Source organism: Pseudonocardia sp. GCM10023141, from assembly GCF_042653605.1.
This window is the reverse complement of record NZ_JBHSIR010000067.1, coordinates 286,025-310,275: the sequence shown is the minus strand read 5'-3', so window position 1 is coordinate 310,275 and position 24,251 is coordinate 286,025. Positions and strand designations below refer to the sequence as shown.

At 70.8% G+C, this 24,251-nt stretch carries 22 protein-coding genes and 1 pseudogene; 16 read left to right on the top strand and 7 right to left on the bottom strand.

Annotated features, from left to right (window positions below; genetic code table 11):
* Nucleotides 1-52: 52 nt before the first annotated feature.
* The 11 genes from ACFPFQ_RS39285 (at nt 53) to ACFPFQ_RS39235 (ending at nt 14,726) form a co-directional block, all read left to right on the top strand.
* The gene (locus ACFPFQ_RS39285) at nt 53-1,831 is read left to right on the top strand and encodes an ABC transporter family substrate-binding protein (RefSeq protein WP_379628235.1); all 1,779 of its coding nucleotides are present in this window, start codon (nt 53-55) and stop codon (nt 1,829-1,831) included.
* A 345-nt stretch (nt 1,832-2,176) separates the two neighbouring features.
* On the top strand, nt 2,177-3,961 hold the full coding sequence (locus tag ACFPFQ_RS39280; RefSeq protein WP_379628233.1) for an ABC transporter substrate-binding protein: 1,785 nt from the start codon (nt 2,177-2,179) through the stop codon (nt 3,959-3,961).
* A 3-nt stretch (nt 3,962-3,964) separates the two neighbouring features.
* Entirely contained in the window at nt 3,965-4,954 is a 990-nt protein-coding gene (locus ACFPFQ_RS39275) for an ABC transporter ATP-binding protein (RefSeq protein ID WP_379628231.1), read from the top strand.
* A 35-nt stretch (nt 4,955-4,989) separates the two neighbouring features.
* Nucleotides 4,990-6,054 (top strand): ABC transporter ATP-binding protein, encoded by a 1,065-nt coding sequence (locus tag ACFPFQ_RS39270; protein ID WP_379628296.1) that lies wholly within the window; start codon nt 4,990-4,992, stop codon nt 6,052-6,054.
* Nucleotides 6,051-7,052, top strand: coding sequence for an ABC transporter permease (locus ACFPFQ_RS39265; protein ID WP_379628229.1), 1,002 nt, complete (start codon nt 6,051-6,053; stop codon nt 7,050-7,052). Before ACFPFQ_RS39270 ends, ACFPFQ_RS39265 begins: the two co-directional genes overlap by 4 nt.
* A 6-nt stretch (nt 7,053-7,058) precedes the next feature.
* Nucleotides 7,059-8,018 carry an ABC transporter permease gene (locus ACFPFQ_RS39260; RefSeq protein ID WP_379628227.1) on the top strand — a complete coding sequence of 320 codons (960 nt, stop codon included), beginning with the start codon at nt 7,059-7,061 and terminating at the stop codon, nt 8,016-8,018.
* A 344-nt stretch (nt 8,019-8,362) separates the two neighbouring features.
* A complete protein-coding gene (locus ACFPFQ_RS39255) occupies nt 8,363-10,072 on the top strand; it encodes a peptide ABC transporter substrate-binding protein (RefSeq protein WP_379628225.1) in 1,710 nt (569 codons plus the stop codon).
* 74 nt (nt 10,073-10,146) lie between these two features.
* Nucleotides 10,147-11,079 carry an ABC transporter permease gene (locus ACFPFQ_RS39250; protein ID WP_379628223.1) on the top strand — a complete coding sequence of 311 codons (933 nt, stop codon included), beginning with the start codon at nt 10,147-10,149 and terminating at the stop codon, nt 11,077-11,079.
* A gap of 16 nt (nt 11,080-11,095) precedes the next feature.
* On the top strand, nt 11,096-12,055 hold the full coding sequence (locus ACFPFQ_RS39245; RefSeq protein WP_379628221.1) for an ABC transporter permease: 960 nt from the start codon (nt 11,096-11,098) through the stop codon (nt 12,053-12,055).
* Between the two features lie 2 nt (nt 12,056-12,057).
* Nucleotides 12,058-14,184 carry a dipeptide ABC transporter ATP-binding protein gene (locus ACFPFQ_RS39240; protein WP_379628219.1) on the top strand — a complete coding sequence of 709 codons (2,127 nt, stop codon included), beginning with the start codon at nt 12,058-12,060 and terminating at the stop codon, nt 14,182-14,184.
* A 107-nt stretch (nt 14,185-14,291) separates the two neighbouring features.
* Nucleotides 14,292-14,726: a VOC family protein gene (locus tag ACFPFQ_RS39235; RefSeq protein ID WP_379628217.1), complete on the top strand. Its 435-nt coding sequence runs from the start codon at nt 14,292-14,294 to the stop codon at nt 14,724-14,726.
* Between the two features lie 37 nt (nt 14,727-14,763).
* Here the strand turns inward: ACFPFQ_RS39235 and ACFPFQ_RS39230 are convergent, their stop codons facing one another.
* A complete protein-coding gene (locus tag ACFPFQ_RS39230) occupies nt 14,764-15,906 on the bottom strand; it encodes an FAD-dependent oxidoreductase (protein ID WP_379628294.1) in 1,143 nt (380 codons plus the stop codon).
* 194 nt (nt 15,907-16,100) lie between these two features.
* Here ACFPFQ_RS39230 and ACFPFQ_RS39225 point away from each other — a divergent pair, with 194 nt between their 5' ends.
* Nucleotides 16,101-16,763, top strand: coding sequence for a TetR/AcrR family transcriptional regulator (locus ACFPFQ_RS39225; protein WP_379628215.1), 663 nt, complete (start codon nt 16,101-16,103; stop codon nt 16,761-16,763).
* An 81-nt stretch (nt 16,764-16,844) separates the two neighbouring features.
* On the opposite strand, the pseudogene ACFPFQ_RS39220 reads toward ACFPFQ_RS39225, so the two are convergent.
* Together ACFPFQ_RS39220 and ACFPFQ_RS39215 are read right to left on the bottom strand one after the other, a co-directional pair.
* Nucleotides 16,845-17,045: pseudogene (locus ACFPFQ_RS39220) on the bottom strand (helix-turn-helix domain-containing protein); the annotation flags it as partial.
* Between the two features lie 94 nt (nt 17,046-17,139).
* Nucleotides 17,140-17,571 (bottom strand): hypothetical protein, encoded by a 432-nt coding sequence (locus ACFPFQ_RS39215; RefSeq protein ID WP_379628214.1) that lies wholly within the window; start codon nt 17,569-17,571, stop codon nt 17,140-17,142.
* A 214-nt stretch (nt 17,572-17,785) separates the two neighbouring features.
* On the opposite strand from ACFPFQ_RS39215, the gene mshB reads away from it, so the two are divergent.
* Both mshB and ACFPFQ_RS39205 read left to right on the top strand, forming a co-directional pair.
* A complete protein-coding gene (gene mshB / locus ACFPFQ_RS39210) occupies nt 17,786-18,655 on the top strand; it encodes an N-acetyl-1-D-myo-inositol-2-amino-2-deoxy-alpha-D-glucopyranoside deacetylase (RefSeq protein WP_379628212.1) in 870 nt (289 codons plus the stop codon).
* Nucleotides 18,652-19,083, top strand: coding sequence for a hypothetical protein (locus tag ACFPFQ_RS39205; RefSeq protein WP_379628210.1), 432 nt, complete (start codon nt 18,652-18,654; stop codon nt 19,081-19,083). Before mshB ends, ACFPFQ_RS39205 begins: the two co-directional genes overlap by 4 nt.
* 13 nt (nt 19,084-19,096) lie before the next feature.
* Here ACFPFQ_RS39205 and ACFPFQ_RS39200 read toward each other — a convergent pair whose 3' ends face one another.
* Nucleotides 19,097-20,074 carry a GNAT family N-acetyltransferase gene (locus ACFPFQ_RS39200; RefSeq protein ID WP_379628208.1) on the bottom strand — a complete coding sequence of 326 codons (978 nt, stop codon included), beginning with the start codon at nt 20,072-20,074 and terminating at the stop codon, nt 19,097-19,099.
* Between the two features lie 109 nt (nt 20,075-20,183).
* On the opposite strand from ACFPFQ_RS39200, the gene fdxA reads away from it, so the two are divergent.
* Nucleotides 20,184-20,510 carry a ferredoxin gene (fdxA, locus tag ACFPFQ_RS39195; protein WP_379628206.1) on the top strand — a complete coding sequence of 109 codons (327 nt, stop codon included), beginning with the start codon at nt 20,184-20,186 and terminating at the stop codon, nt 20,508-20,510.
* Nucleotides 20,510-21,595, top strand: coding sequence for a succinyldiaminopimelate transaminase (dapC, locus tag ACFPFQ_RS39190; RefSeq protein ID WP_379628293.1), 1,086 nt, complete (start codon nt 20,510-20,512; stop codon nt 21,593-21,595). The genes fdxA and dapC overlap by 1 nt, the downstream gene beginning before the upstream one ends.
* Nucleotides 21,596-21,660: 65 nt before the next feature.
* On the opposite strand, the gene ACFPFQ_RS39185 is transcribed toward dapC, so the two are convergent.
* From ACFPFQ_RS39185 to ACFPFQ_RS39175, 3 genes are read right to left on the bottom strand one after another with little or no spacing between them, the layout of a single operon-like run.
* The gene (locus tag ACFPFQ_RS39185) at nt 21,661-22,611 is read right to left on the bottom strand and encodes a CHAD domain-containing protein (RefSeq protein WP_379628204.1); all 951 of its coding nucleotides are present in this window, start codon (nt 22,609-22,611) and stop codon (nt 21,661-21,663) included.
* Nucleotides 22,612-22,643: 32 nt separating this feature from the next.
* Nucleotides 22,644-23,579 carry a 2,3,4,5-tetrahydropyridine-2,6-dicarboxylate N-succinyltransferase gene (gene dapD, locus ACFPFQ_RS39180; RefSeq protein ID WP_379628202.1) on the bottom strand — a complete coding sequence of 312 codons (936 nt, stop codon included), beginning with the start codon at nt 23,577-23,579 and terminating at the stop codon, nt 22,644-22,646.
* A 24-nt stretch (nt 23,580-23,603) separates the two neighbouring features.
* Nucleotides 23,604-24,245, bottom strand: a complete 642-nt coding sequence (locus tag ACFPFQ_RS39175) for a vWA domain-containing protein (protein WP_379628200.1) — start codon at nt 24,243-24,245, stop codon at nt 23,604-23,606.
* Nucleotides 24,246-24,251 lie beyond the last annotated feature (6 nt).

The window sequence follows — 24,251 nt, the reverse complement described above, 5'->3', positions numbered from 1 at the left end:
CGAGGATGGCGGACCCGCGGGCCGCCGGTCCGCCCCGCTGCGGAGGTCCACGGTGTACCGGACGAGGGTCGCGGTGATCCTGCTCGTCGGGGCCGTGCTGGCCGCCTGCACGAACCAGCCGGTGGATGCGCCGGCACCGCCTCCACCGGTCGTGGCCACGAAGGCGCCGAACCCGGCACCGACCAAGCTCGTCGTGGGTGTCGATGCGTTGCCTGCCGGGTTCAACCCGCACCTGATCGCCGACTCGTCGCCGGTCACAGCCGCGGTCGCCGGCCTCGTGCTGCCCTCGGTGTTCCGCTTCGACGCGCAGGGCGTGGCCCACCTCGACCCCACGATCGCCACGAGCGCCACGGTGACGTCCACCGCGCCGTTCACGGTGAGCTACGAGCTCAACCTGCAGGCCTCGTGGACCACGAACGCGCCGATCGCCGCAGAGGACTTCGTGTACCTCTGGGAGCAGATGCGCAGCCAGCCGGGCGTCGTCGACGCCGCCGGCTACCGGATGATCACCGATGTGCGCTCCCGCGCCGGCGGCAAGGCCGTCGACGTGGTGTTCTCCCAGCCCTACCCGGCGTGGCGGCAGCTGTTCACCGACCTCCTGCCGGCCCACCTGCTCAAGGACGCGCCCGGTTCGTGGGTCGGTGCCACGGTCGGCGGCCTGCCGGCGTCGGCGGGCCCGTTCAAGATCATCTCGATCGATCAGGGCCGTGGCGAGGTACAGCTCGCCCGCAACGACCTCTACTGGGCCACGCCCACGGTGCTCGACCAGCTGGTGCTGCGCAAGGTCGACGCCACCACATTGGCAGCGGGCCTGATGTCGGGTGACGTGAACGTCGCGATCCCGGAGGCCGATCCGTCGCAGCGCACCACGCTCGGCACCGTGCTGCCCGCACCGCACCTGCAGACCGCGCCGCAGCCCACCGTCACGCAGCTGGGCATGCGGGGCGACTCCGGCCCCGTCTCCGACCCGCGCGTGCGGCAGGCGATCGCCGCGATCGTCGATCGCGTCGCGGTGCGTGCCGTGGCGGCCCCGGAGTCGCTGCCGGCCGACGCGCTCGGGCTGGCGCCGTCGGAGCCCGGGTACACGCCGACGGCGCCGCCCCGCCCCGATGCCAACGCCGCTGCCGCCCTGCTGACCTCGGCCGGTTGGACCCGCGACTCCACCACCGGGCGCTGGTCGGTCGGCGGTGCGCCGGTGCAGCTCACGATCGGTGCGGCCGCCGAGCGTCCCGAGGACCTGCGCGTGGCCGAGGCCGTGGCAGGCCAGCTCCGGGCGGCCGGTATCGCCGTCACGGTGGTGTCGCCGTCGGCCGTCGACCTGTTCAGCAAGGCCACGGTGCCTGCCACCCTGCCCAGCGGGTCACCGACGCCCAGCCCGACCCCCACTCCCACCGCGGCACCCTCGGCGACGCCCACCCCGACCGTCGTCCCGAGCACCACCGGGCCCCCGGTGCCCGCCGGCAGCGCGCAGGTGGACCTGATGGTGTTCCCGCGCTCGATCGGTGGTGACCTGGGCACGGAGCTGTCCTCCGACTACGGCTGCCCGTTGCCGTCGGCACTGGTCCGGGAGCCCCCGCGTTCGACCACGGGCTTCTGCTTCCCGGCGCTGCAGCCGCTGCTCGACGAGCTGCTCTCGCCGTCCCCGCGCCCGGACACCGCCGCGACGGTCGAGAAGATTCTCTGGCAGCAGATGCCCGTGCTGCCGCTGTTCCAGCCCGTGAGCCTCGTGGTGAGCACGGCGGCGGCCGACGCGCTGACGGGGATCGGACCGGGCCCGATCGGCACCGGCCCGCTCACCGGCGCCGAGACCTGGCGAGCCCCGAAGAGCTAGCCAGCGCTCGCACACACCGCGCTGTTGCCGCGCACACCGTGCACGATGTGTGCGGCCACGCTTCGGTGTGTGCGAGCCGGGGATCGTCGTTATTGCGCGTTATCGGGGGAGTTGCGTGGCGAATGCTGTTTCGCCGCGGGCGGTTTGGGCGCGCCTGGTCCGCGTTTCCCGCAGCGTCCTGTCTGTGTGTCGGCTATGAGTATGCGCTGGTCAAGGCGCCGGTAATGCTTGCGTCAACAACCTGATCACCCTTTGGTCACGATTGCCGGCAACGCCTGACGCTCGATGCTGAGCATTTCTAACGTCACCGGAATGGGTAGAACGAAGACCATGTCGCTCATCGCGATGAGCGCGGTCACGGCAGTCGTGTTAGCGGCGTGCGGCAACACCGGCGCCTCCACCGCTGCCCCGAGCGCCGACGCAGGCGCCCGCAACGGCACGGCCGACGGCGCGGTCCGCGGCGGAACGCTCAACCTGCTGGGCTCCGGCGACGTCGACTACATGGATCCCAACGTCAGCTACTACTCCCCGAGCTACCTGGCGCTGCGGCTGTGGAGCCGGCAGCTGTTCACCTACCCGGCGGACCCGGCAAACAACACCAAGGCCGTGCCCGACCTCGCCGAGGCCGTGCCCACCGCCGACAACGGGGGCATCAGCGCCGACGGCAAGACCTACACGATCTCGATCCGGCAGGGCGCGCAGTGGGGGACCACCCCGGCGCGGCAGGTCACGGCCGCCGACGAGGTGCGGGGCGTCAAGCGCACCTGCAACCCGGTGCAGCCCTTCGGCGGCCTGCCTGACTACCAGGACCTGATCGTGGGGTTCCAGCAGTTCTGTGACGGCTTCAAGAAGGTCGGGCAGGACGCGGCGTCGATCAAGAACTACGTCGAGAACACGCCCCTGCCGGGTGTCACGGCGAAGGATGACCACACGGTGGTGTTCACGCTCAACCACCCGGCCGCCTACCTGGTCGACATGCTGACGCTCACCGCGTTCTCGCCGGCGCCGGTCGAGGTGCTCGACCACCTCCCCGGCAGCTCGGACCTGGGCACGCACCAGGTCTCCGACGGCCCCTACAAGATCGATCTCTACGACCCGACGAAGCGGATCGAGTTCAGCCGCAACCCGGCCTGGAACGCGGCGAGCGACCCGATCCGCCAGGCGTTCGTCGACAAGGTCGTGATCGACGAGACGGTGAGCCAGGAGTCCACGCAGCAGCAGCTGCAGACCGGCAACGCCAACGCGGACATGGAGTTCGACAACTTCGTTCCGGCGGCCCAGATCCCGGGCCTGCAGGCGGCAGCCGACCCGAACCTCAACCTGGGTGACACCGCGTCGAGCAACCCCTACATCGTCTACAACACCCGCTCGCCGAACAACAACAGCGCGCTGGGCAACGTCAAGGTCCGGCAGGCGATCAGCTACGCGATCAACCGCGCCGACATCATCCAGGTGCTGGGCGGCCCCGAGGTCAGCCCGCCGCTGACGCACGTGCTGCCGCCCCAGATCGTGGGCTCGAAGGACTCCGATCCGTACCCCTACGATCCGGCCAAGGCCAAGCAGATGCTCGCGGACGCCGGGTTCCCCAACGGGATCACCCTGAAGCTGCTCTACCGCAACGCCTCCGCGGGCAGCAGCAAGGCGTTCGCCACCGTCCAGCAGGACCTCACGAAGGCCGGCATCACGGTGCAGGGCGTGCCCTCGCCGAACGCCGACTTCTACACGAAGTACCTCCAGGTGCCCGACGTCGCGACGCGGGGCGTGTACGACATGGCGATCGCCGGGTGGGGCGCGGACTGGTACGGCAACGCCGCGCTGTCGTTCTTCAACCCGCTGTTCTCCGGTGCGCCGTCGTTCCCGCCGGTCGGCAGCAACTTCGGCTACTACGACAGCCAGGCCACGAACGCGCTGATCACCCAGGCGATCGACGCCCCCGACGCGGCCACCGCATCGGACGCGTGGGCCAAGGCGGACGCGCAGGTGATGGCCGACGCCGCGTTCTTCCCGATCACGGCGCCCCGCCAGCCCAACTACCACGCCGCGCAGGTGCACAACGCCGTCTACATCCCGTCCTTCCAGGGCTTCGATCCGTCGAACGTCTGGCTCGACAAGGACAAGCAGGGCGGCTGAGGCGTGGCACTGCTCGAAGTCGACGACCTGCACGTCTCGTTCGGCACCCCCGACGGGGTCGTGCGCGCGGTGCGGGGCGTGTCGTTCTCGGTGGACCGGGGACGCACGCTCGGCATCGTCGGGGAATCGGGATCCGGCAAGAGCGTGGCGACGCAGACGATCGTCGGCCTGACCCGGGGCGCGCGCGTCTCGGGCCGGGCCACCCTCGACGGCGAGGACCTGCTGGGGGCCGATGTCGCTGCGCTGCAACGGATCCGTGGCGCCAAGATCGGCATGATCTTCCAGGATCCGCTGTCGAGCCTGCATCCCTACTACAAGGTCGGCTGGCAGATCGTCGAGATGATCCGCGCCCACGAGCGCGGCACGTCGAAGGCGGCGGCGCGCAAGCGGGCGATCGAGCTGCTCGACGCGGTCCGGATCCCCAGCCCGAAGATCCGCATCGACAACTACCCGCACGAGTTCTCCGGCGGCATGCGCCAGCGCGTGATGATCGCGATGGCCATGGCGCTGCGGCCGTCGGTGCTCGTGGCCGACGAGCCGACCACGGCGCTCGACGTGACGGTGCAGGCCCAGGTGCTCGACGTGATGCGCGACGTGCAACGCGACTTCGGCACGGCGATCGTGCTCATCACACACGACCTGGGCGTCGTCGCCGACATGGCCGACGACGTGGTGGTGATGTACGGCGGCCAGGTGATGGAGCGCGCGGCCAAGCGTGACCTGTTCTACCGCCATCACCACCCCTACACCGAGGGGCTGCTGCGGTCACTGCCGACGGCCGGCAACGCGGGCATGCTCGTGCCCATCGCGGGCACCCCGCCGAGCCTGCTGAGCCCGCCGCCCGGCTGCCCGTTCGCGCCGCGCTGCACCTACGCGTTCGACCGCTGCTCCGAGCGGCCGCCGCCCGCCGAGATCCCCGGCGGTGGGGCCCACACCTCGGCGTGCTGGCTGCCGGTGGAACGCGCGGACCGGCAGCGGGCGGTCGCGTCGTGAGCGGTCTGGATCCGGGCTCGGCGCCCGATGTCCTGATGCGCCTCGACGGCGTCCGCAAGGAGTTCCCGATCGGCAGGCGCCGGCTCTTCGGCGGCCCGCCACCGGCATTGCGCGCCGTCGACGGCATCAGCATCGACGTCCGGCGCGGCGAGACGCTCGGTCTGGTGGGGGAGACGGGGTGTGGCAAGTCCACATTGGCCCGCTGCATGACCCGGCTGGTCGATCTCACGGCCGGCAGCATCACGTTCGACGGCACCGACATCAGCACGCTCGGCCGGGCCGAGCTGCGGCCGCTGCGCCGCGAGATGCAGGTGATGTTCCAGGATCCCTACGGCTCGCTGAACCCGCGGCGGCGGGTCGGGTCGATCATCGGGGACCCGTTCGCGATCCACGGCGTTGCCGACGGTGCCGAGCGCAGGCGCAAGGTGCAGGAGCTGATGGAGCTCGTCGGGCTCAACCCCGAGCACTACAACCGGTTCCCCGCCGAGTTCTCCGGCGGCCAGCGCCAGCGCATCGGCATCGCCAGAGCACTGGCGCTGCGGCCCAAGCTCATCGTGTGCGACGAGCCGGTGTCGGCGCTGGACGTGTCCATCCAGGCGCAGGTGATCAACCTGCTCGCCGAGCTGCAGGACCGGCTCGACCTGACCTACGTGTTCATCACCCACGACCTGTCGGTGGTGCGCCACGTGAGCGACCGCATCGCGGTGATGTACCTGGGCCGGATCGTCGAGATCGCCAACGTGGACGGACTGCACGAGCGCACCCGCCATCCCTACACCCGCGCGCTGCTGTCGGCGGCGCCCACCGTGGATCCCGACGAGGCGCTCGGCCGGGAGCGGATCGTGCTCACCGGGGACCTGCCCTCGCCTGCCGCGCCGCCGTCGGGCTGCCGCTTCCACCCGCGCTGCCCGAAGGCGCAGGCCCGGTGCGTCACCGAGATCCCCGAGCTCGTCCCGCGCCTCGACGACGGCCCGGAGCACGCCGTCGCCTGCCACTTCCCGATGGAGCCCGGCGAGCTGCTCACCATCGCGCATCCGGCGATCGGCGGCCGCGACCTGCAGTTCGACCCGACAGCGGTTGACGGTGGGTGGACGCGGTGACCGCGCCCGACGTGCACGACGCCCAGCAGCCCGTCCCCGAGCCCGCACCCGGGACCGCGGTGCCTGCCGCGCTCCAGCTCGAGGGCGCGGCCGGGATCCGGGGTCGCAGCCCGTGGGAGCTGGCCTGGGCCCGGCTGCGCCGCGACCGGGTGGCGATGATCTCGTTCGTCGTGATCGTGCTGATCATCCTGGTTGCGCTGCTCGCCCCGGTGATCGCGGCGTTGATCGGGCACGGGCCCGACGACCAGTTCCGGGCGGCCGGGCTGACCCCCGCTGGCCTGCCGGAGCCGCCCACCGGGCAGTTCCTGTTCGGCACCGACGACCTGGGTCGCGACCTGCTGGTCCGGGTCGTCTACGGCAGCCGCATCTCGTTGACGGTCGGCGTGCTGTCCACGCTCGTCGCGGTGGCCGTCGGCGTGGCGATCGGGCTCACCGCCGGCTACTTCGGCGGGCTGGTCGACTCGGTGCTCGCGCGCCTGCTCGACGTCGTGCTCTCGATCCCGTTCGTGCTGGCCGGGGTGGCGGTCGTGTCGGTGACCGGGCCGAACCTGACGGTCACGATCCTCGTGATCGCGTTCTTCAGCTTCGCGGCGGTGGCCCGCATCGTCCGCGGTCAGATGATCTCCATTCGGGAGCGGGAGTACGTGGAGGCGGCCCGCTCGCTCGGCGCGAGCGACATGCGGATCATGTTCATCGACGTGCTGCCGAACGTGCTCGCGCCGGTGATCGTCTACACGACGCTGCTGATCCCGGCCGCGATCGTCGCGGAGGCCACGCTGTCGTTCCTCGGCCTCGGAGTGCCCCCACCCACCGCGACGTGGGGCGGGATGCTCGACGGCGCCACGGAGTACTACCGGGTGGCGTGGTGGTACCTGGTGTTCCCCGGACTCGCGCTGCTGATCACGACGCTGGCGTTCAACCTGTTCGGTGACGGCGTGCGCGACGCGTTCGACCCGCGCTCGGACCGGCTGTTCGCCCTCGCACCCGAGGAGGACTGAGCAGCGATGATCCGCTTCCTCCTCCGTCGCGTGTTGCAGGGCGTGCTGGTGATCTGGGTGATCACGCTGGTGCTGTTCGCGCTGTTCTACGTGGCGCCGAGCAACGTCGCGCAGACGCTCGGCGGTCGCCAGGCGACGCCGGAGACCATCGCGCTGATCCAGCAGCGACTCGGACTCGACCGTCCACTGTGGCAGCAGTACCTCGGCTTCGTGGGCAACGCGCTGCGCGGCGACCTCGGCTACGACTACTACAAGCAGGTGCCGGTCACGTCGATCATCGCGGACGCGCTGCCCAAGACGTTGTCGATCGCGGTCGGCGCCGTGGTGATCTGGATGCTGCTCGGCGTGACCAACGGCGTGGTCTCGGCACAGCGGCCGCGCTCGTTCGTCGACCGCGGGCTCACCGGCTTCGCGCTGTTCTTCTACTCGATGCCGACGTTCCTGCTCGGCCTGCTGCTGCTGTTCTTCCTCTACTTCCAGCTCAGCCTCGCCGGTCTCAAGATCTTCCCGGCCGGCGGGTACGTCGATCTCACGAGCAGCCCGGGGGGCTGGGTGCAGCACCTGATCCTGCCGTGGATCACGGTCGCGCTCGTGTCGGCGGCGGCGTACACGCGGCTCACCCGGACGTCGATGCTCGAGGTGCTGGGGGAGGACTACATCCGCACGGCGCGCTCGAAGGGCCTGTCCGAGCGGCGGGTGCTGCTGCGCCACGGGCTGCGCAGCGCGCTGACGCCCGTGCTCACCCAGTTCGGCATCGATCTGGGCGGGCTGGTGGGCGGGCTGGTCGTCACCGAGACCGTCTTCTCCATCGACGGGCTGGGCCGAACGGCCGTCACCGCGATCAACCAGCAGGACCAACCCGTGATCATCGGCATCGTGCTGCTGGGCTCGGCGGCCGTGGTGGTGGCCAACATCGTGGTCGACCTCGGGTACGCCGTACTGGATCCCCGGGTTCGGCTTCGCTAGTAAACCTCCAACACTTCAACCCCAGGTCAGGAGACTGCAAGCCACTTCGAGGAATGTCGAAGGATCCTCTCACCAGCTGGGCTCGATCTGCACGCAGTGCGTGGAATGTCCGTTAGGGAACGTTCACATCGCACTCGGTTACCAGCAGGTAGTGCAGCGTGTCGCTGTGTTGTTGTCCGGTCACCCTTTGGTCACGATCGGAGGGGCGACGATGACGCGCGCCGTCGCGCTTCCTACCGTGCCGTGGGTCGGTGCGCCTGTTCGCTACATGGATGTGGCACATCGCGTCGATGCAGCCGAGGCGTCCGACCGGGACCGTCCAGCAGAGAGAGGTCAGGAAGTCCATGAGGAGATCGAGGGCAGGTCTCGCGGCCGTCACGATGACGGCAGCGGTGGGTCTGGTGTTGGCGGGGTGCTCGCAGCAGAGCAATCAGGGCACCAGCTCCGGCAATGCCGCGCAGCCGGCCGTGGGATTCCCCGAGACGGCCGACCTGCCCGCGGTGCCGGGCAAGCCGGGAGGCACCTTCCGGCTGGGTATCACCGAGCCGACCGCGATCGACCCGTACAACGTGCAGGAGTCCGAGGGCTCGACCGTCAACAAGGCGCTGTTCACCGGCCTCGTCGACGCCAAGCCCAACGGTGACGTGATCCCGGGTGTCGCCACCAAGTGGACCCCGAACGCCGACTGCACCCAGTGGACGTTCGACCTCAAGACCGGCACCACGTTCTCCAACGGTGAGCCCGTGGACGCGGCCGCGTTCAAGCGTGGCTGGGACCGCACCTCCGCCAAGGCCTCGGCCTCGCAGGTGTCCTACCACCTCGACGAGATCGCCGGTTACGACCAGATGCAGGACGGGAGCGCCACCACCCTCTCGGGTGTCGACGCCACCGACCCGAAGACGCTCAAGGTCACGCTGTCGAAGGCCGACTGCGAGTTCGAGCTCCGCACCATGCACCCCGTGGCCAGCCCGGTCCCGACCGTCGCGGGCGCTGCGGACAACAAGACCTACAACGACATGCCCATCGGCAACGGCCCGTTCAAGATGGACGGCCCGTGGCAGCACGAGAAGGGCATCAAGCTCGTTCGCAACGACACCTACGGGGCCGGCCCGAAGGCCAACCTCGACGCGGTCGAGATCACGATCACGCCGTCTGCCAACGGCAACCAGGTCGAGACCGACGGCTTCAACAACGGCACGTTCGACTGGGCGCGCATGCCCACACCCGTGCTGACGTCGGAGCGGGCGGCCAACGAGCCGAAGAACCAGTGGATCTCCAAGAAGACCGCCGGCATCGACTACCTGATGACGATGGACACCACCAAGCCGCTCGACAGCGCCGACGCCCGCAAGGCGATCTCCATGGCCATCGACCGCAACGCGATCGCGCAGGGTGTGTTCCAGGGCTCCAAGGCCCCGGCCACGTCGCTGCTGCCGCCGTCGTTCACGAAGGCCTACGTCGAGGGCGTCTGCACGGCGTGCAAGTTCGACCCCGCTGCGGCCAAGGACCTGGCCGCCAAGGCCGGACTCACCCCCGGCACCGAGGTCAAGTTCCAGTTCAACACCGGTGGTGGCCACGAGGAGTGGACCGCCGCGGTCAAGCAGCAGCTGGAGACCAACCTGGGTCTCAAGGTCACCTACAGCGGCGTCCCGTTCAAGGACATGCTGACCAACCAGCGCCAGCCGGGCGCCAGCGGCTTCTACCGCTCCTCGTGGGGCGCCGACTACCCGACGCCGGGCAACTTCATCGGCCCGCTGCTGGCCACCTCGTCGATCGGTGCGGCCACGCCCGCCGACGTGGCGACCGGTGACAACAAGGGTCGCTACAGCAACCCGCAGGTCGACGCGCTGCTGACCAAGGCGGCATCGACCACGGACGAGGCCGCCCGCAACGACCTGTACAAGCAGGCCGAGAAGATCTCGATCGGCGACGACCTGGGCATCATCCCGATGTTCATCCGGCAGCAGTTCCGCCTGGCGAACACCGCGAAGTTCGGGAACGTGAAGATGGACTTCTTCGAGAACCCCACCCTGGCCGAGATCACTCTGAAGTGACCAGGTGGTGACGGCCTGCGGACCCGCGAACCGGGTCCGCAGGCCGTCACCGTGTCGGGCGGGAGCTCCACATCATGGGCAAGTTCATCCTGCGACGCAGTGCCCAGGCGATCCTGGTCATCTTCGTCGCCACACTGCTGATCTTCCTGGCCACCTTCGTGCTGGGCGATCCCTTCGGGTCCACCGGTGAGAAGACGGTGCCGCCGGAGATCGCGGCGCTCAACCGGGCAAAGTTCGGCCTCGACAAGCCGATCCCGATCCAGTTCCTGACCTACATCGGCAACATGGTGACCGGCGACTTCGGCATCGACTTCAGCCAGCGCCGCGAGGTCTCCGAACTGCTGGCCACGACCGTGCCGAACACCATCCGGCTCGCGCTCGTCGCGATCCTCATCGACGTGGTCATCGGTGTGACCGCGGGCGTCATCGCCGCCGTCAAGCGCTACTCGTTCTGGGACGTACTGGTCACCATCAGCACCACGTTGCTGATCGGGATCCCGACGTTCGTCCTCGGCATCCTGCTGGTGGCCAACCTCTCCGGGATCGGGCCGTTCCCGATCGTCCCGCGAAGTTTCACGGTCGAGGTGCCCTGGTACCAGGAGGTCCTGCTACCGGCCTTCACGCTCGCCATCGTGGACGCTGCGTTCATCGCGCGGCTGATGCGCGGGTCGATGCTCGAGGTGCTGCGAGCCGACTACATCCGCACGGCCCGCGCCAAGGGTCTGTCGGAACGCGTGGTGATCGGCAAGCACGCCATGCGCAACTCGATGATCCCGGTGGTCACCTACATCGGCATCTCGCTCGGCGTGCTGTTCGGCGGGGCGATCATCACCGAGTCGATCTTCCAGTACAACGGCGTCGGCTACCTGCTGTTCAATGCCATCCGCAACAGCAACGCACCCGTCATCATCGCGATCGTCGTCTACTCCGTCGTGACGTTCGTGGTGCTGAGCCTCATCGTCGACATCCTCTACGCCTATCTCGACCCCCGGATCAGGCTGAACTGAGCGAGGCCAACCCTCCATGACACTTCCCACATCCTCACCCGGTGGCCCGTCCGCCCCGATCGACCCGGGGCTCGAGACCGCCGAGCCGCCACCGCCGTCGTCGGGCCGCAAGGACAAGAAGGCCGACGGGCAGGTCGCCGACATCTGGCGCCGGTTCCGGCGCAACAAGCTGGCGATGGTGGGCCTCACCATCGTCACGCTGCTCATGATCATCGCGATCTTCGAGCCGATTCTGACGCCCTACAGCCCGTTCGAGCAGAACCTGGTCAACGTGCTGCAGCCGCCGTCGGCGCAGCACTGGCTCGGCACCGACGTGCTCGGCCGCGACCTCTACTCGGGGATCATCTACGGCACCCGGCTGGCGATGATCGTCGGCGTGAGCACGGTGGCGGGCTCGCTGATCGTCGGTGTGACGCTCGGGGCCATCGCCGGGTTCAAGGGCGGCGCCTGGGACGCGGTGATCAGCCGGATCACCGACATCTTCCTGTCGTTCCCCGGCCTGATCGGCGCGATCCTGGTGGTCCGCCTCTTCGGCGACGGCGTGGTCCCGGTGATCGTCGCACTCGTGGTGTTCGGCTGGACGACCGCCGCCCGGCTCATGCGTGGCCAGGTGCTGTCGCTGCGGGAGGCCGAGTACGTCGAGGCCGCTCGCTCCATCGGAGCCGGTAACGGCCGCATCATCCGCCGCCACATCCTGCCCAACGCGATCGCACCCGTGTTCGTCTACTCGTTCACGAGCATCGGGGTCACGGTCGTGGCGATGGCGTCGCTGTCCTTCCTCGGCATCGGCGTCCCGCCCGACGTGCCCGAGTGGGGCCGCCTGATCTCCCAGGCGGTCGGCTTCCTGCGCGTGGAGGGCAAGTCACACCTGTGGCTCGCACCCGCAGGCGCGATCGCCATCACCACGTTGGGCTTCGCGTTCGTGGCCGACGGCCTGCGTGACGCGCTCGACCCGAAGCTCCGCGGGGGCAACTGACCATGGCAGACACCACCACAACACGCTCGCCGCTGGGCGCGGAGGACGTGCTCGGCAGCTCCGGGGGTGCCAAGGGCGCTCCCGTGCTCGAGGTCAAGGACCTGCGGGTGCACTTCAAGACGCCCGCCGGCACCGTCAAGGCGGTGGACGGCGTCAACTGGCACGTCAACGAGGGCGAGACGCTCGCCATCGTCGGCGAGTCGGGATCGGGCAAGTCGGTCTCGGCCATGACGATCCTCGGCCTCGTGCCGACACCGCCCGCGGTGTTCCCGAGCGGGCAGGTGCTGCTGCGCGGCCGGTCCCTGCTGGACATGCCGGAGGCGCAGCAGCGCAAGCTGCGCGGCAGCGAGATCGCGATGATCTTCCAGGACCCGCTGACGGCGCTGAACCCCGTGTTCAAGGTCGGCGACCAGATCGCGGAGATGGTGCGGGTCCACCAGAAGGTGGGCAAGCAGGCCTCGTTGCGCAAGGCGGTCGACCTGCTCGGCGAGGTCGGCATCCCCAGCCCGGCCGTGCGGGCCGGGCAGTACCCGCACGAGTTCTCCGGCGGCATGCGCCAGCGGGCCATGATCGCGATGGCGCTGGCCAACGACCCGCAGGTGCTGCTCGCCGACGAGCCCACCACGGCGCTCGACGTCACGGTGCAGGCGCAGATCATGCAGCTGCTGGTGAACCTGCAGGAGAGCCGCAACACGGCGATCGTGCTGATCACCCACGACCTGGGTCTCGTCGCCAGCCACGCCGACCGGATCGCGGTGATGTACGCGGGCCGGATCGTCGAGACCGGCACCACCGACGACATCTTCGCCGCGCCGCGCCACGCGTACACCTACGGGCTGCTGTCGAGCCTGGCGCGCATGGACCACGCCCGGCCGGAGAAGCTGGAGCCGATCCCGGGCCAGCCGCCGAGCCTGTCGCGGGTGCCGTCGGGGTGCGCGTTCAACCCGCGGTGCCGGTTCTCCAGCGAGGACTGCACCGTCGACGTCCCGCAGCTGCTGCCGATGGCCGCCGGGTCGGACCACCTGCACGCGTGCATCCACCCCGACGAGGTGGCGGCGGCGTTCTCCGCCCCCCGCCCGCCGGCGGCGAAGGCCGAGGCGGCGGTGCGGTCGACCACGCCGCCGGTCGTCGAGGTCACGGAGCTGGTCAAGCACTTCCCGATCCGGTCGGGTGTGTTCATCCGGCGCCAGGTCGGCACGGTGCAGGCCGTCAACGGCATCAACCTCGCCATCCAGCCGGGCACCACGCTCTCGCTGGTCGGCGAGTCCGGCTGCGGCAAGTCGACGGCCGCCCGCACGATCCTGCGGCTGCACGAGCCCACGTCGGGCACCGTGCGCCTCGGTGACCGCGACATCACCGGGCTGTCGCTGGGCGAGCTGCGCAAGGCCCGGGAGGACATGCAGATCGTCTTCCAGGATCCCTACGCGTCGCTGAACCCGCGCATGACGGTGCGCCAGATCCTCACCGAGAAGTACGAGCTGCTCGGCGGCGAGGTCACGAAGAACACGATCTCCGAGCTGCTCGACACGGTCGGGCTCTCGGCCGAGTACGCCGACCGCTACCCGCACGAGTTCTCCGGTGGCCAGCGCCAGCGCGTCGGGATCGCGCGGGCGATCGCGCTGAACCCGAAGTTCGTGGTGCTCGACGAGCCGGTCTCGGCACTGGACGTGTCGATCCAGGCCCAGATCCTCAACCTGCTGGAGAACCTGCAGACCGAGTTCGGGCTGACCTACCTGTTCATCGCACACGACCTGTCGGTGGTGCGCCACATCTCCGACCGGGTCGCGGTGATGTACCTGGGTGGGATCGTCGAGCTGGCCGACCGCGACGACCTGTTCGAACGGCCGCAACACCCCTACACGCAGGCGCTGATCTCGGCGGTGCCGATCCCGGACCCGGCCGTCGAACGGGCCCGGGAACGGATCCTGCTCACCGGCGACGTGCCGAACCCGGCCAACCCGCCCAGCGGATGCCGGTTCCGGACCCGCTGCTGGAAGCACCTGGAGCTGTCGGAGACCGACCGGCAGAAGTGCATCGACGTGCCGCCTGCGCTCACCATCAGCAGGCAGTCCGACCAGCACTCGGTGGCGTGCCACTTCGCGGGCACCCGCGAGGTGCTGCGCGGCTGATCCCGCCCGTCGTCGAGAACGCACTCGCCGTGATCAACCGGGCCGGTTGATCACGACAGGTGCGTTCTCGACGGCTGCAGGGTGCGGTGGCGTGGCAGGCTGGGCGCATGTCTGACGCGAGTCCGCCCCCTTCGACGGCGGCGTCCATCGGCGCGCTGCACCACGTCGAGCTGTGGGTGCCCGACCTCGGCCGCGCCGTCGAGGAATGGGGCTGGCTGCTGGGCGAGCTCGGCTACGCCGGACACCAGGACTGGCCCGCCGGGCGCAGCTGGCTGCTCGGCGCCACGTACCTGGTGGTCGAGCAGTCACCAGCGCTGTCGGACGCCACCCACGAGCGGCGCCGGCCGGGGCTCAACCACCTGGCGTTCCACGCGGGTGACCGCGGCGCCGTGGATGCGCTCGTGGCGGCCGCCCCCGCACACGGATGGCACCAGCTGTTCGCCGATCGCTACCCCTGGGCGGGCGGGCCGGAGCACTACGCGGGATACCTCGAGAACACCGACGGATTCGAGGTGGAGCTCGTGGCGGCGCGGGCGGGCTGATCGTTTCGTTCCCTGCCGACAGGGGGAGCTGCCGGGCCTACTGCCCGCCCGGGCCGGAGCCGAAGAACTCGGTCATGCGCTCCAGGCCGTCCGCGCCGAACATGATCTGCAGGCTCTCGGCGGAGTCGGCGGCGCTGGCCTCGCTGCGCGGGAAGAGCGCGTCCTCGTAGGCGGCCAGTGCGGCCTCGACGTCGTCGGGGTGCGCGGCGATCGCCCGGCCGAGCTCCGCTCCGTCGAGCATGGCCAGGTTCGCGCCCTCGCCTGCGAACGGGGACATCACGTGGGCGGCGTCGCCCAGCAGCGTCACGCCAGGTCTGCGTTCCCAGCGATGTCCCACCGGGAGGGCATGGATGCGACGTGGCACCAGTGCACCGTCGGCAGCGGAGATCAGCCCGCGCAGGTCGTCGTTCCAGCCGGGGAACTGAGCCAGTACCGCCTCCCTGGCGACCGCGGCGTCGGTGAAGTCGACGGTGTCCGCCCATCCCTCGTCCACCTTGAGCGCGGTGTAGACGTGGAGGCTGCCGTCGGTCTCCCGGTGGGCCAGGAAGCCACGCTCATCGCCCAGGCAGATGAAGAAGCCCCTGCCGATGACCGCTGCACTGCGCGGGTGGCGGGTGGCGGCGTCCAGCAGGTCGGACTCGACGAAGGAGATGCCGGTGTAGGCGGGCAGGGCGTCCGAGAGCAGGGGTCGGATGCGTGACCAGGCGCCGTCGGCTCCGATCAGGAGGTCGGTGGTGATGGTGGATCCATCGGCGAACGTCACTTCGTGACGCCCGCCGTCCAGTGCCTGCGCGCCGGTGACCTTCCGGCCCCAGTGGATGGCGCCGTCGGGGAGCGAGCTCAACAGCAGCTCGCGCAGGTCTCCGCGATCCACCTCGGGCCGGCCGCCGTTGCCGTCGTCCTCCGTCGAGACGTGGACGGTGCCGTCGCGCCCCACCAGGCGCATCGCCTGACCGCCCTCGTGGATGATCTTGATGAAGTCGTCGTAGAGGTTCGCGGCATGCAGTGCCTGCTGACCGCTCTCCTCGTGGATGTCGAGCATGCCTCCCTGGACGCGGGTCGCCGCGGACGGCTCCAGCTCGAACAACGCCGCCTCGATCCCGTTGGTGTACAGGACCCGGGCGGCGGTCAGGCCGCCGAGGCCGGCGCCGATGATCGCGATCGGGTGGTGGGTGCTCATTGCGGTCTCCAGGGGTCGAGCCACGTCGGCAGATGCTGCACCCAGCGTAGACGAACACGATCGTTCCGAACAGGTTCGTGACACGATCGACGATCGCCCAATCGCTGTGTGGGAGGTCCACGCAGTGCGGCAGTGCGCGGGAACGGGGCCGTTAGGATGATGTTTCCGCAGGTCGGAGGCAGGGGAGGAAGGCGATGACAGACCGGCAACGGCGCGCGCGCAGCCGAGCGGACAAGCAACCGCTCAGCCTGGACGCGTTCGTGTCGGCGGCCTTGTCGCTCCTCCGGCGGGGTGGTACCACCGCGCTGACCCTGCGCGGCGTCGCGCGGGAACTCGAAACGGGTCCAGCCTCGCTCTACGCCTACGTCGACACGATCCAGGACCTGCACGAGCTGGTCCTGGACGCCGTGCTCGGTGAAGTGGACCTGCACGAGGTGCTGCGGGCGCAGCCGCGCGAACGGCTACTGGCGGTACTCGGGTCCTACCGCGAGGCGCTGCTGACCCACGAAGGGCTCGCCCAGCTCGCCGCCGGCACCCTGCCGAACGGCCAGAACTCGATCCGCCTGACCGACACCGTCCTCGGGTGCCTGCTCCGGCTCGGCGTCGCCGATCGCGTGGCAGCCTGGGGCTACGACCTCCTGATGCTCCACGTCACGGCAGGCGCCGCCGAGCGCGACCGCTGGCGTACCCAGCCCGACCCGGTGGCTCGAGCCCGCGGTGCGTACGCAGCAGCCGACGCAGTGGCGCACCCCCACGCTGCGCATCTGCACGACGAGCTGTTCTCGGGCAGCGCGCCCCAGCGCTTCGAGTGGGGACTCACCACACTGCTCACCGGCATCGAGCAGACCCGGCCCTAGGTGTCCCTCGAACACCACGATGATCGCGACGTCGCCGGCTGCCTGCCGAAACTGTCGCGGGAAGGGTGCGGTGGGCGGTTCCCCGAGAACGTCGTGCAGTTTCCGCACCGTGGCGGAGTGGGGTCGTCGGGAGTGTCCGCACTCGAGTTTTCGCAGGCCCCGGACGCTGATCCCGGCCCGCTCCGCCAGCTGCTCCTGCGTCAGCCCGGCCCGGATGCGTTGTCGGCGGATCTGTGATCCGAAAGATTCCGCAATTGTTGAATCCGCAACTGGTGAATCCACAGCGCCCCCCAGCGATCTGCTTCCCCGTTCTGCAGATCGACGGGGGGCGCGTGGTCGTTAGCCCGATCCGGGAATTGCCCGATCCGCGAACTGCTCAGCCTCGGTGCAGCGAGGCGACCACCCCGGTGTGCAGGTGCTGCTGGTCGTCCACCCAGCTGGCGTTGACCTGGTAGTACCGGTGGGCCGGGTCGAATGCGACCGTGCCGGTGCTCAGCGCGTTGACGTCGGCGGCGGTCTTCGTGACCACCGGCACGCACCTCCCTGCGTCGTCACAGCCCATGAGCGTCAGCAGGACGCCCGCGAAGGTGCGGCCCTGGTCGAGCAGCACGTAGCCGTAGACCCGGTTGGGTGGTGCGGCCGACGCCGTGATGCAGGCCTGCCCGCCGTCGAGCGACCCCGAGCAGACCACCTGCGACTGCGGTCCGAAGGACTCGTCCGTTGCGGCCGATGCCGGAGCGGCGACCGCCAGTGCGGCGAGTGCGGCAGCCGCCGTGGTCGCCGCGGCCCTGATGAGGATGCGAGACATGGTTCCCCCTGTGGTCCGTGGGCTGCCGGACCCCCGCGGCCGGTCGATGCCCACGTCCCGAGCAAACCGTCGTGGCGACGTTCGCACCAGGAACAACGGACCGGCACAATCGGGGTGCCGGGGCGATCAGCGCCCACTGGTTCGGGTTGGATCATGAGCCGGTGCGCGTTCGGCGGCGGCCATGGCGATCAGATCACCGCACTAGTCTGGGAACGTGAGTGCGATCCCCGGGCGTCGACTGCTGCTCGTACACGCCCATCCCGACGACGAGACGCTGGCCACCGGCGGCACGATGGCGCACTACGCGGCGCAGCCGGACACGTCGGTCACGCTGGTCACGTGCACGCTCGGCGAGCAGGGTGAGGTCATCCCACCCGCGCTCGCGCAGCTCGCCCCCGAACATGCCGACCAGCTCGGCGGTTACCGGATCGGCGAGCTCGCCGCGGCCTGCGCCGCGCTCGGCGTCACCGACCACCGGTTCCTCGGCGGTGCGGGTCGCTGGCGCGACTCCGGCATGGCGCTGGCCGGGCACGGCGTGCGGGCCGCCACCCCGGAGGTGCTGCACCCGCGCGCGCTGGCCCGGCCGGAGTCGTTCGACGAGCAGGTGGACGCGCTGGTGGCCGTGCTGGAGGAGGTCCGGCCGCAGGTCGTGGTCAGCTACGCGTCCGACGGCGGGTACGGGCACCCCGACCACGTCCGCGCCCACGAGATCACCGTGGCCGCCGTGGCCCGGGTGCCGGCGCGACGCTACGAGTGCGTCATCGGCCGCGCCACGCTCGACGCCGGGCTCGCGCGCGTGGCCGGGGTGGCGGACCTCCCGTTCCGGGTGCCCGCCGCCGACGAGCTGCCCTCCGTGCCGGACGCGGTCGTCACCACGCGCATCGACGTGGCGGCGCAGCGGCAGCGACGGATCGCCGCGATGCGCGCGCACGCCACGCAGATCGCCCTGCACGAGCGCGGCGACGACCTCGTGCTCGCCATGAGCAACCTCGTGGCCCAGCCGCTGCTCGACGTCGAGGAGTTCGTCGCCGCCGACGGCGCCCCGCCGCCGGCCGCCGACCTGTTCGCGGAGGTGTCCCGATGACCGATCACACCGACGGTTCGCCACCGCTGCTCCCGTATCCCGCGCGCGACGACGTCCCCGAGAGCGACGGCGTGGTCACGTTGACGCTGCTGACCGTCGACGGGGCGTTGCTGGCGGCGTTCGGGCTGGTGTTCACGCCCCTGTACTGGAACGCGATCCCGGTGCCGGTGGGTGCCGTGCTCTCGCTGCTGATCATGCCGTGGCTGGTGCGCCGCGCCGGGCTGCTCGACAGCAGGCCGTCGATGGCGGGCGCGCCGCTGTGGGCCTGGCTGGTGATCGTCGCGGTGCTCGGGTTCGTGGGGCCGGGGGGTGACGCGATGATCTCCACCACCTGGCAGTCGCTGCTGCTGATCATGGGCACGCTGGCCACCGGGCTGTGGGCGCTGCGCGGGGTGCTGCTCACCGAGTACGGGCGACCGCGCGGCTGACGCGCGACGGGTCTCACGCCGGTCTGACCGCACCGGTGGCGGGGGGCGGGATCAGGTACCGGTACTGGTGGTGCTCGACGAAACCCAGCCGCTCGTAGAGCGCCACGGCGCCCACGTTGTGCAGCGCGACCTGCAGCACGCCCCAGCGCGCTCCGTGTTCACGACCCCAGGCGGCGACGGCGCGCAGCAGCATCGTGGCGATGCCGGTGCGACGGGCGGCCGGCTCCACCTCCAGCATCGACAGGTGCAGGTGATCGGCGACGACCGTGCCGCGGGCCTGTCCGGTGATCCGCCCGTCCGAGCCGCGGACCTGGGCGAACGTCGTCAGCGGAGATCCGTTCGGGTCGAGGACGTGGCGCTCGGCGGCGCTCGGGTCACCGCCGACGGCGAGCGTCCACCAGTCCGGATCGGGCCGCTCCGGCAGCTCCACCGCGGCCTGGGCGGCGGCGATCGTCGCCAGCTCCGCGACCTGCACCGAGACCTCCGCACCCTTCTTGTGCCCGGCGTCGAGCACCCAGCCCGCGGCGGCGACGGCGCGGTCCCACGGGGAGCCGACCGGCACCTGCACCCGCGGCCCGATCCCGGTGCGCCGCGCGAAGGCGTGCACGGCGTCCAGTGCCGCGGGGAGTGGCAACCCGGGCGACCCGATCGCGAGCGCCGAGTTCGCGCGGCCGGTGTAGCCCCCCGCCGCCCGCAACCGCCAGGCGCCGAGCGGCTCGTCGACCTGTGCCGGCCACGCGTCGGCGCAGAGCGACTCGAGCGCGGTGACGGCGGCCAGCGACGCGCGGCGTGGCACGGGTGGTGGAACCGCGCGCACGGCGACCACCGCCGGCTCGTCCACGGCGACCGGACCGCGGCGGGTCAGCACCGTCAGCGCGTCGTCCACGCGGGTGAGATCGCCCACAGCGTCGCTGTAGAGCGGCCTGCCGTCGCGCTCCCCGACGAGCTGCCGCAGTGACACACGCTGCCCGATCAGCCGTTCCAGCTCCACCCGGACCTCCTCGAATTCGACAGGCGTCACACTGCCCCGGCGCTGGATCCGATCGCCACCCGATACATACTGTGCGGTAGCCCCTGTCGGTCGAGTGGAGGACCACCCCGTGACGTACGTGATCGCCGAGCCCTGTGTCGACCTGCTCGACAAAGCGTGCATCGAAGAGTGCCCGGTGGACTGCATCTACGAGGGCGGCCGGATGCTCTACATCCACCCCGACGAGTGCGTCGACTGCGGTGCCTGTGAGCCGGTCTGCCCCGTCGAGGCCATCTACTACGAGGACGACGTCCCCGAGCAGTGGGCCGCCTACACCAAGGCCAACGTCGACTTCTTCGACGAGCTGGGCTCGCCGGGCGGTGCGTCCAAGGTCGGCAAGACCGAGAAGGACGTCGAGCCCGCGCTGAGCCTGCCGCCGCAGCAGCACGACGAGTGATGCAGAAGGTCGGGCTCCCCGACTTCCCGTGGGATTCGCTGGCGGCCGACAAGGCGCTGGCCGCCGCGCATCCCGACGGGATCGTCGATCTGTCCGTCGGCACGCCGGTGGATCCGATCTCGCCCGCGGTACGGGCGGCGCTCACCGGCTCCGCTGCCGACATCCCCGGTTACCCGACCACGCACGGGCCCGCCTCGCTGCGCACGGCCGTCGCCGACTCGCTGCAGCGGCGGTTCGGGGTCACCGTGGACCCGGTGTCGGTGCTGCCGACGATCGGCTCCAAGGAGCTCGTCGCGTGGCTGCCCACGCTGCTGGGCCTGGGTGCGGGCGACACGGTGGTGATCCCGGAGCTGGCCTACCCCACCTACGAGGTCGGGGCGCTGCTGGCAGGTGCCCAGCCGGTCCGGTCGGATTCCACGGCAGCGCTCGGGCCGGCCAGGGTCGCGCTGATCTGGGTCAACTCCCCGTCCAACCCGACGGGCCGGGTGCTGCCGGTCGCGCACCTGCGCAAGGTCGTGGACTGGGCCAGGGAGCGCGGCGCCGTCGTGGCGTCCGACGAGTGCTACCTGTCGCTGTCCGACGGCGCCCCTTCCCTGCTCGACCCGCAGGTGTGCGGCGGCTCCCACGAGGGCCTGCTGGCCGTGCACTCGATGTCGAAGACGTCCAGCCTCGCCGGGTACCGCGCCGGGTTCGTCACCGGCGATCCCACGCTGGTCGCGGCGCTGCTGGAGGTGCGCAAGCACGCCGGGCTGATCGTTCCGTGGCCGGTGCAGGCGGCGATGGAGGTCGCCGCGGCCGACGACGAGCACGTCGCCACGCAGGTCGGGATCTACGGCAGGCGTCGCGCGCAGCTGCGCACGGCGCTCGAGGCCGCGGGCCTGCGCGTCGACCACTCCGAGGCCGGCATGTACCTGTGGGCCACAGCGGGTGAGCCCGGCCGCGTCACGGTGCACCGGCTCGCGGAGAAGGGCATCCTCGTGGCGCCTGGCGAGTTCTACGGCCCCGCGGGCGCCGAGCACGTCCGGGTGGCGGCCACGGCCCCCGACCACCTGATCACGGCCGCGGCCCAGCGCCTCACCGAATGACCGTCGAGAACGACGTTGTCATGATCAAAAAGCCCTTTCGATCATGACAACGTCGTTCTCGACGGTTACAGGTCCTCGGTGCGGGCGCGGACGTCGAGCCACGCCGGCCACCACAGCGTGCGCTGGTGCGACGCCCGGGTGCGCTCGCGTTCCACCAGCCGCCCCGCCACGAACACCACGAAGGCGTCGGGCATGTCGCCGAGCCCGTCGAGGAGCTCGCGGATGCGCTGCTCGGCCACGCACGCGTCCTGGTGGTCGCCCAGCACCTCCTGCAGCTCCGCGGTGGCCGTCAACAGCTTCTTGACCGCGACCCCGACGTCGGTGCCGCGCAGCCCCGGCTCCACCAGCTCGCCTGTGTAGCGCACGCGCTTGCCGTTGATCCGCAGCGCGTGCAGCACCTCGTCGGGCGGGTTCTCACCCGCCCGCTCGACGGCCTTGCGCAACTTGCGCGCCTCGACCCGGACGAGATCGGTGAGCTCCGGCTGCGCCTGCGTGGCCGACGGGGTGGGCAGCGGCAGCCGGATCGCGTCGGCGAGGCGCTCCAGCAGCGCCGTGTAGCGCGGGGCGTCGAGCGCGGCCAGCATCTCGGCGCGCGCCTGCGCGTGCTCGGCCTCGAGCGCCTCGACGAGCACGCCGCCCGCCTCCTGCTCGAGCTCGGGCAGTACCGCGATCTCCGCGCGCAGCCGCAGCAGCATCACGTCCAGGTCGCGGACGGGGCCCAGTGCCCGGCCCAGCCAGCCCAGCTCGGCGCGCAGCCCGTCGGCCCACGCGGCGTCGAGCAGCGGGCGGGCCGCCTTCAGCGCTGCCCGCATCCGGCGCACCGACACCCGCATCTGGTGCAGGTCCTCGATGTCCGCACCGGTGCGGGTGCCCGGGTCGTGGTCGAGCAGCGCCCGCAGCCGCAGGTCCAGCGCCGCGCGCACGTGGTGCGCGGGCGCGTCGGACGGTGCCGCGACCAGCGGCTCCGGCAGGTCGAGCAGTGGCCGGCGGGAGCGGCGGGGAGTCGCGGTGGGCACGACGACGAACTCTAGTGGTGCCGGGTGAACGGTCAGTGCGCGTGCAGTGCCTCGTTCAGGACGATCCCGTTGCCGGTGCGGGCGAGCACCTCGACGGCGCCGGTGACGGAGTTGCGGCGCAGCAGCATCCCGGACTGGCCCGACAGCGTCTTCGCCTTGGCCGTGGAGCCGTCCGGCAGCGTGACCAGCGTGCCCGCGGTGACGTAGAGCCCGGCCTCGACGACGCAGTCGTCCCCGAGCGAGATGCCGATCCCGGCGTTGGCTCCGAGCAGGCAGCGCTGCCCGATGGCGATGACCTCCTTGCCCCCACCCGAGAGCGTCCCCATGATCGACGCGCCACCGCCGACGTCGGAGTCGGCGCCCACGACGACGCCGCCGGAGATGCGGCCCTCCACCATCGCCGTGCCCAGCGTGCCGGCGTTGAAGTTGACGAAGCCCTCGTGCATCACGACGGTGCCTTCGGCGAGGTGGGCGCCGAGCCGGACGCGGTCGGCGTCGGCGATCCGGACGCCGTTCGGCAGCACGTAGTCGACCATGCGGGGGAACTTGTCCACCCCGTACACCGTGACCGCGCCCCGCGCCTTCAGGCGGGCACGGACGATCTCGAAGCCGGGAACGGGGCACGGGCCGTGGTTGGTCCACACCACGTTGGCGAGGTGCCCGAAGATCCCGGTGAGGTCGGCCTCGTGCGGCTTGACGAGCCGGTGCGACAGCAGGTGCAGCCGCAGCCAGACGTCGTGGGCGTCGACGGGCGGGTCGGCCAGCGAGTCGATCACCGTGCGGACGACCACCGTGGTGACGCCGCGGGCGTCGTCGGTGCCGGCGAGCGGCGTCAGGTCGGCCGTGGTGTCGGGCGCGTCGGGACCCAGCGCGGGCGCGGGGTACCAGGTGTCGAGGACCGTTCCGTCTGCGGTGACGGTGGCCAGGCCGGTGCCGGAGGCGCCCTCGCGGCGCGGTGCGGTGCTCACGGGCGTCGACGGTATCCGGCCCGGTCAGGTGGTGGGAGCAGCGCCCTGCCGCTCGGCGTCGCTGAACCCCGCCGCGGGCGCACCGGGAGCCGCCATGGACCGGCTCGCGTAGGCCGCGACCGCGTGGTACGCGCCGCGCACACCCGGTCCGGACGCGCCGTAGGTGAGCGAGCGGGCCGCGTCGAACCCGAGGTGCTGCCCGACGGTGACGGCGTCGATGTTGGCGCCGAGGAACAGGAACTCCCAGCCGTAGGTCTGCTCCTGCTGCGTGATGAGCGCGCGGATGGCCGCGGGCGTCCACTCCGTGCTGGCGTTCTCGTGCCCGTCGGTCATCACCATCACGATCACCTTCGACGGCCGCTCCGGCTCGGGGCGCGCCGCCAGCTCCGCCCCGACGTCGGTGACGAGCCTGCCGATCGCGTCGAGCAGTGCCGTCGTGCCGCGCGGTTCGAGCTGCAGTGCGGGAACGTCGGCCACCGGACGCTCCGAGTAGACAGCGTCGTAACGGTCGTCGAACTGGGCGAGGGTGACGAGCACCTCACCGGGCTCCGCGCGCTGGGCCTCGACGAACGCGTCGAACCCGCCCTCGGTGTCGGTGCGGATGGACTGCATCGAGCCCGAACGGTCGAGCAGTGCGGCGATCAGGGTGCGGCCGGGCTTCGTCACGGTGCT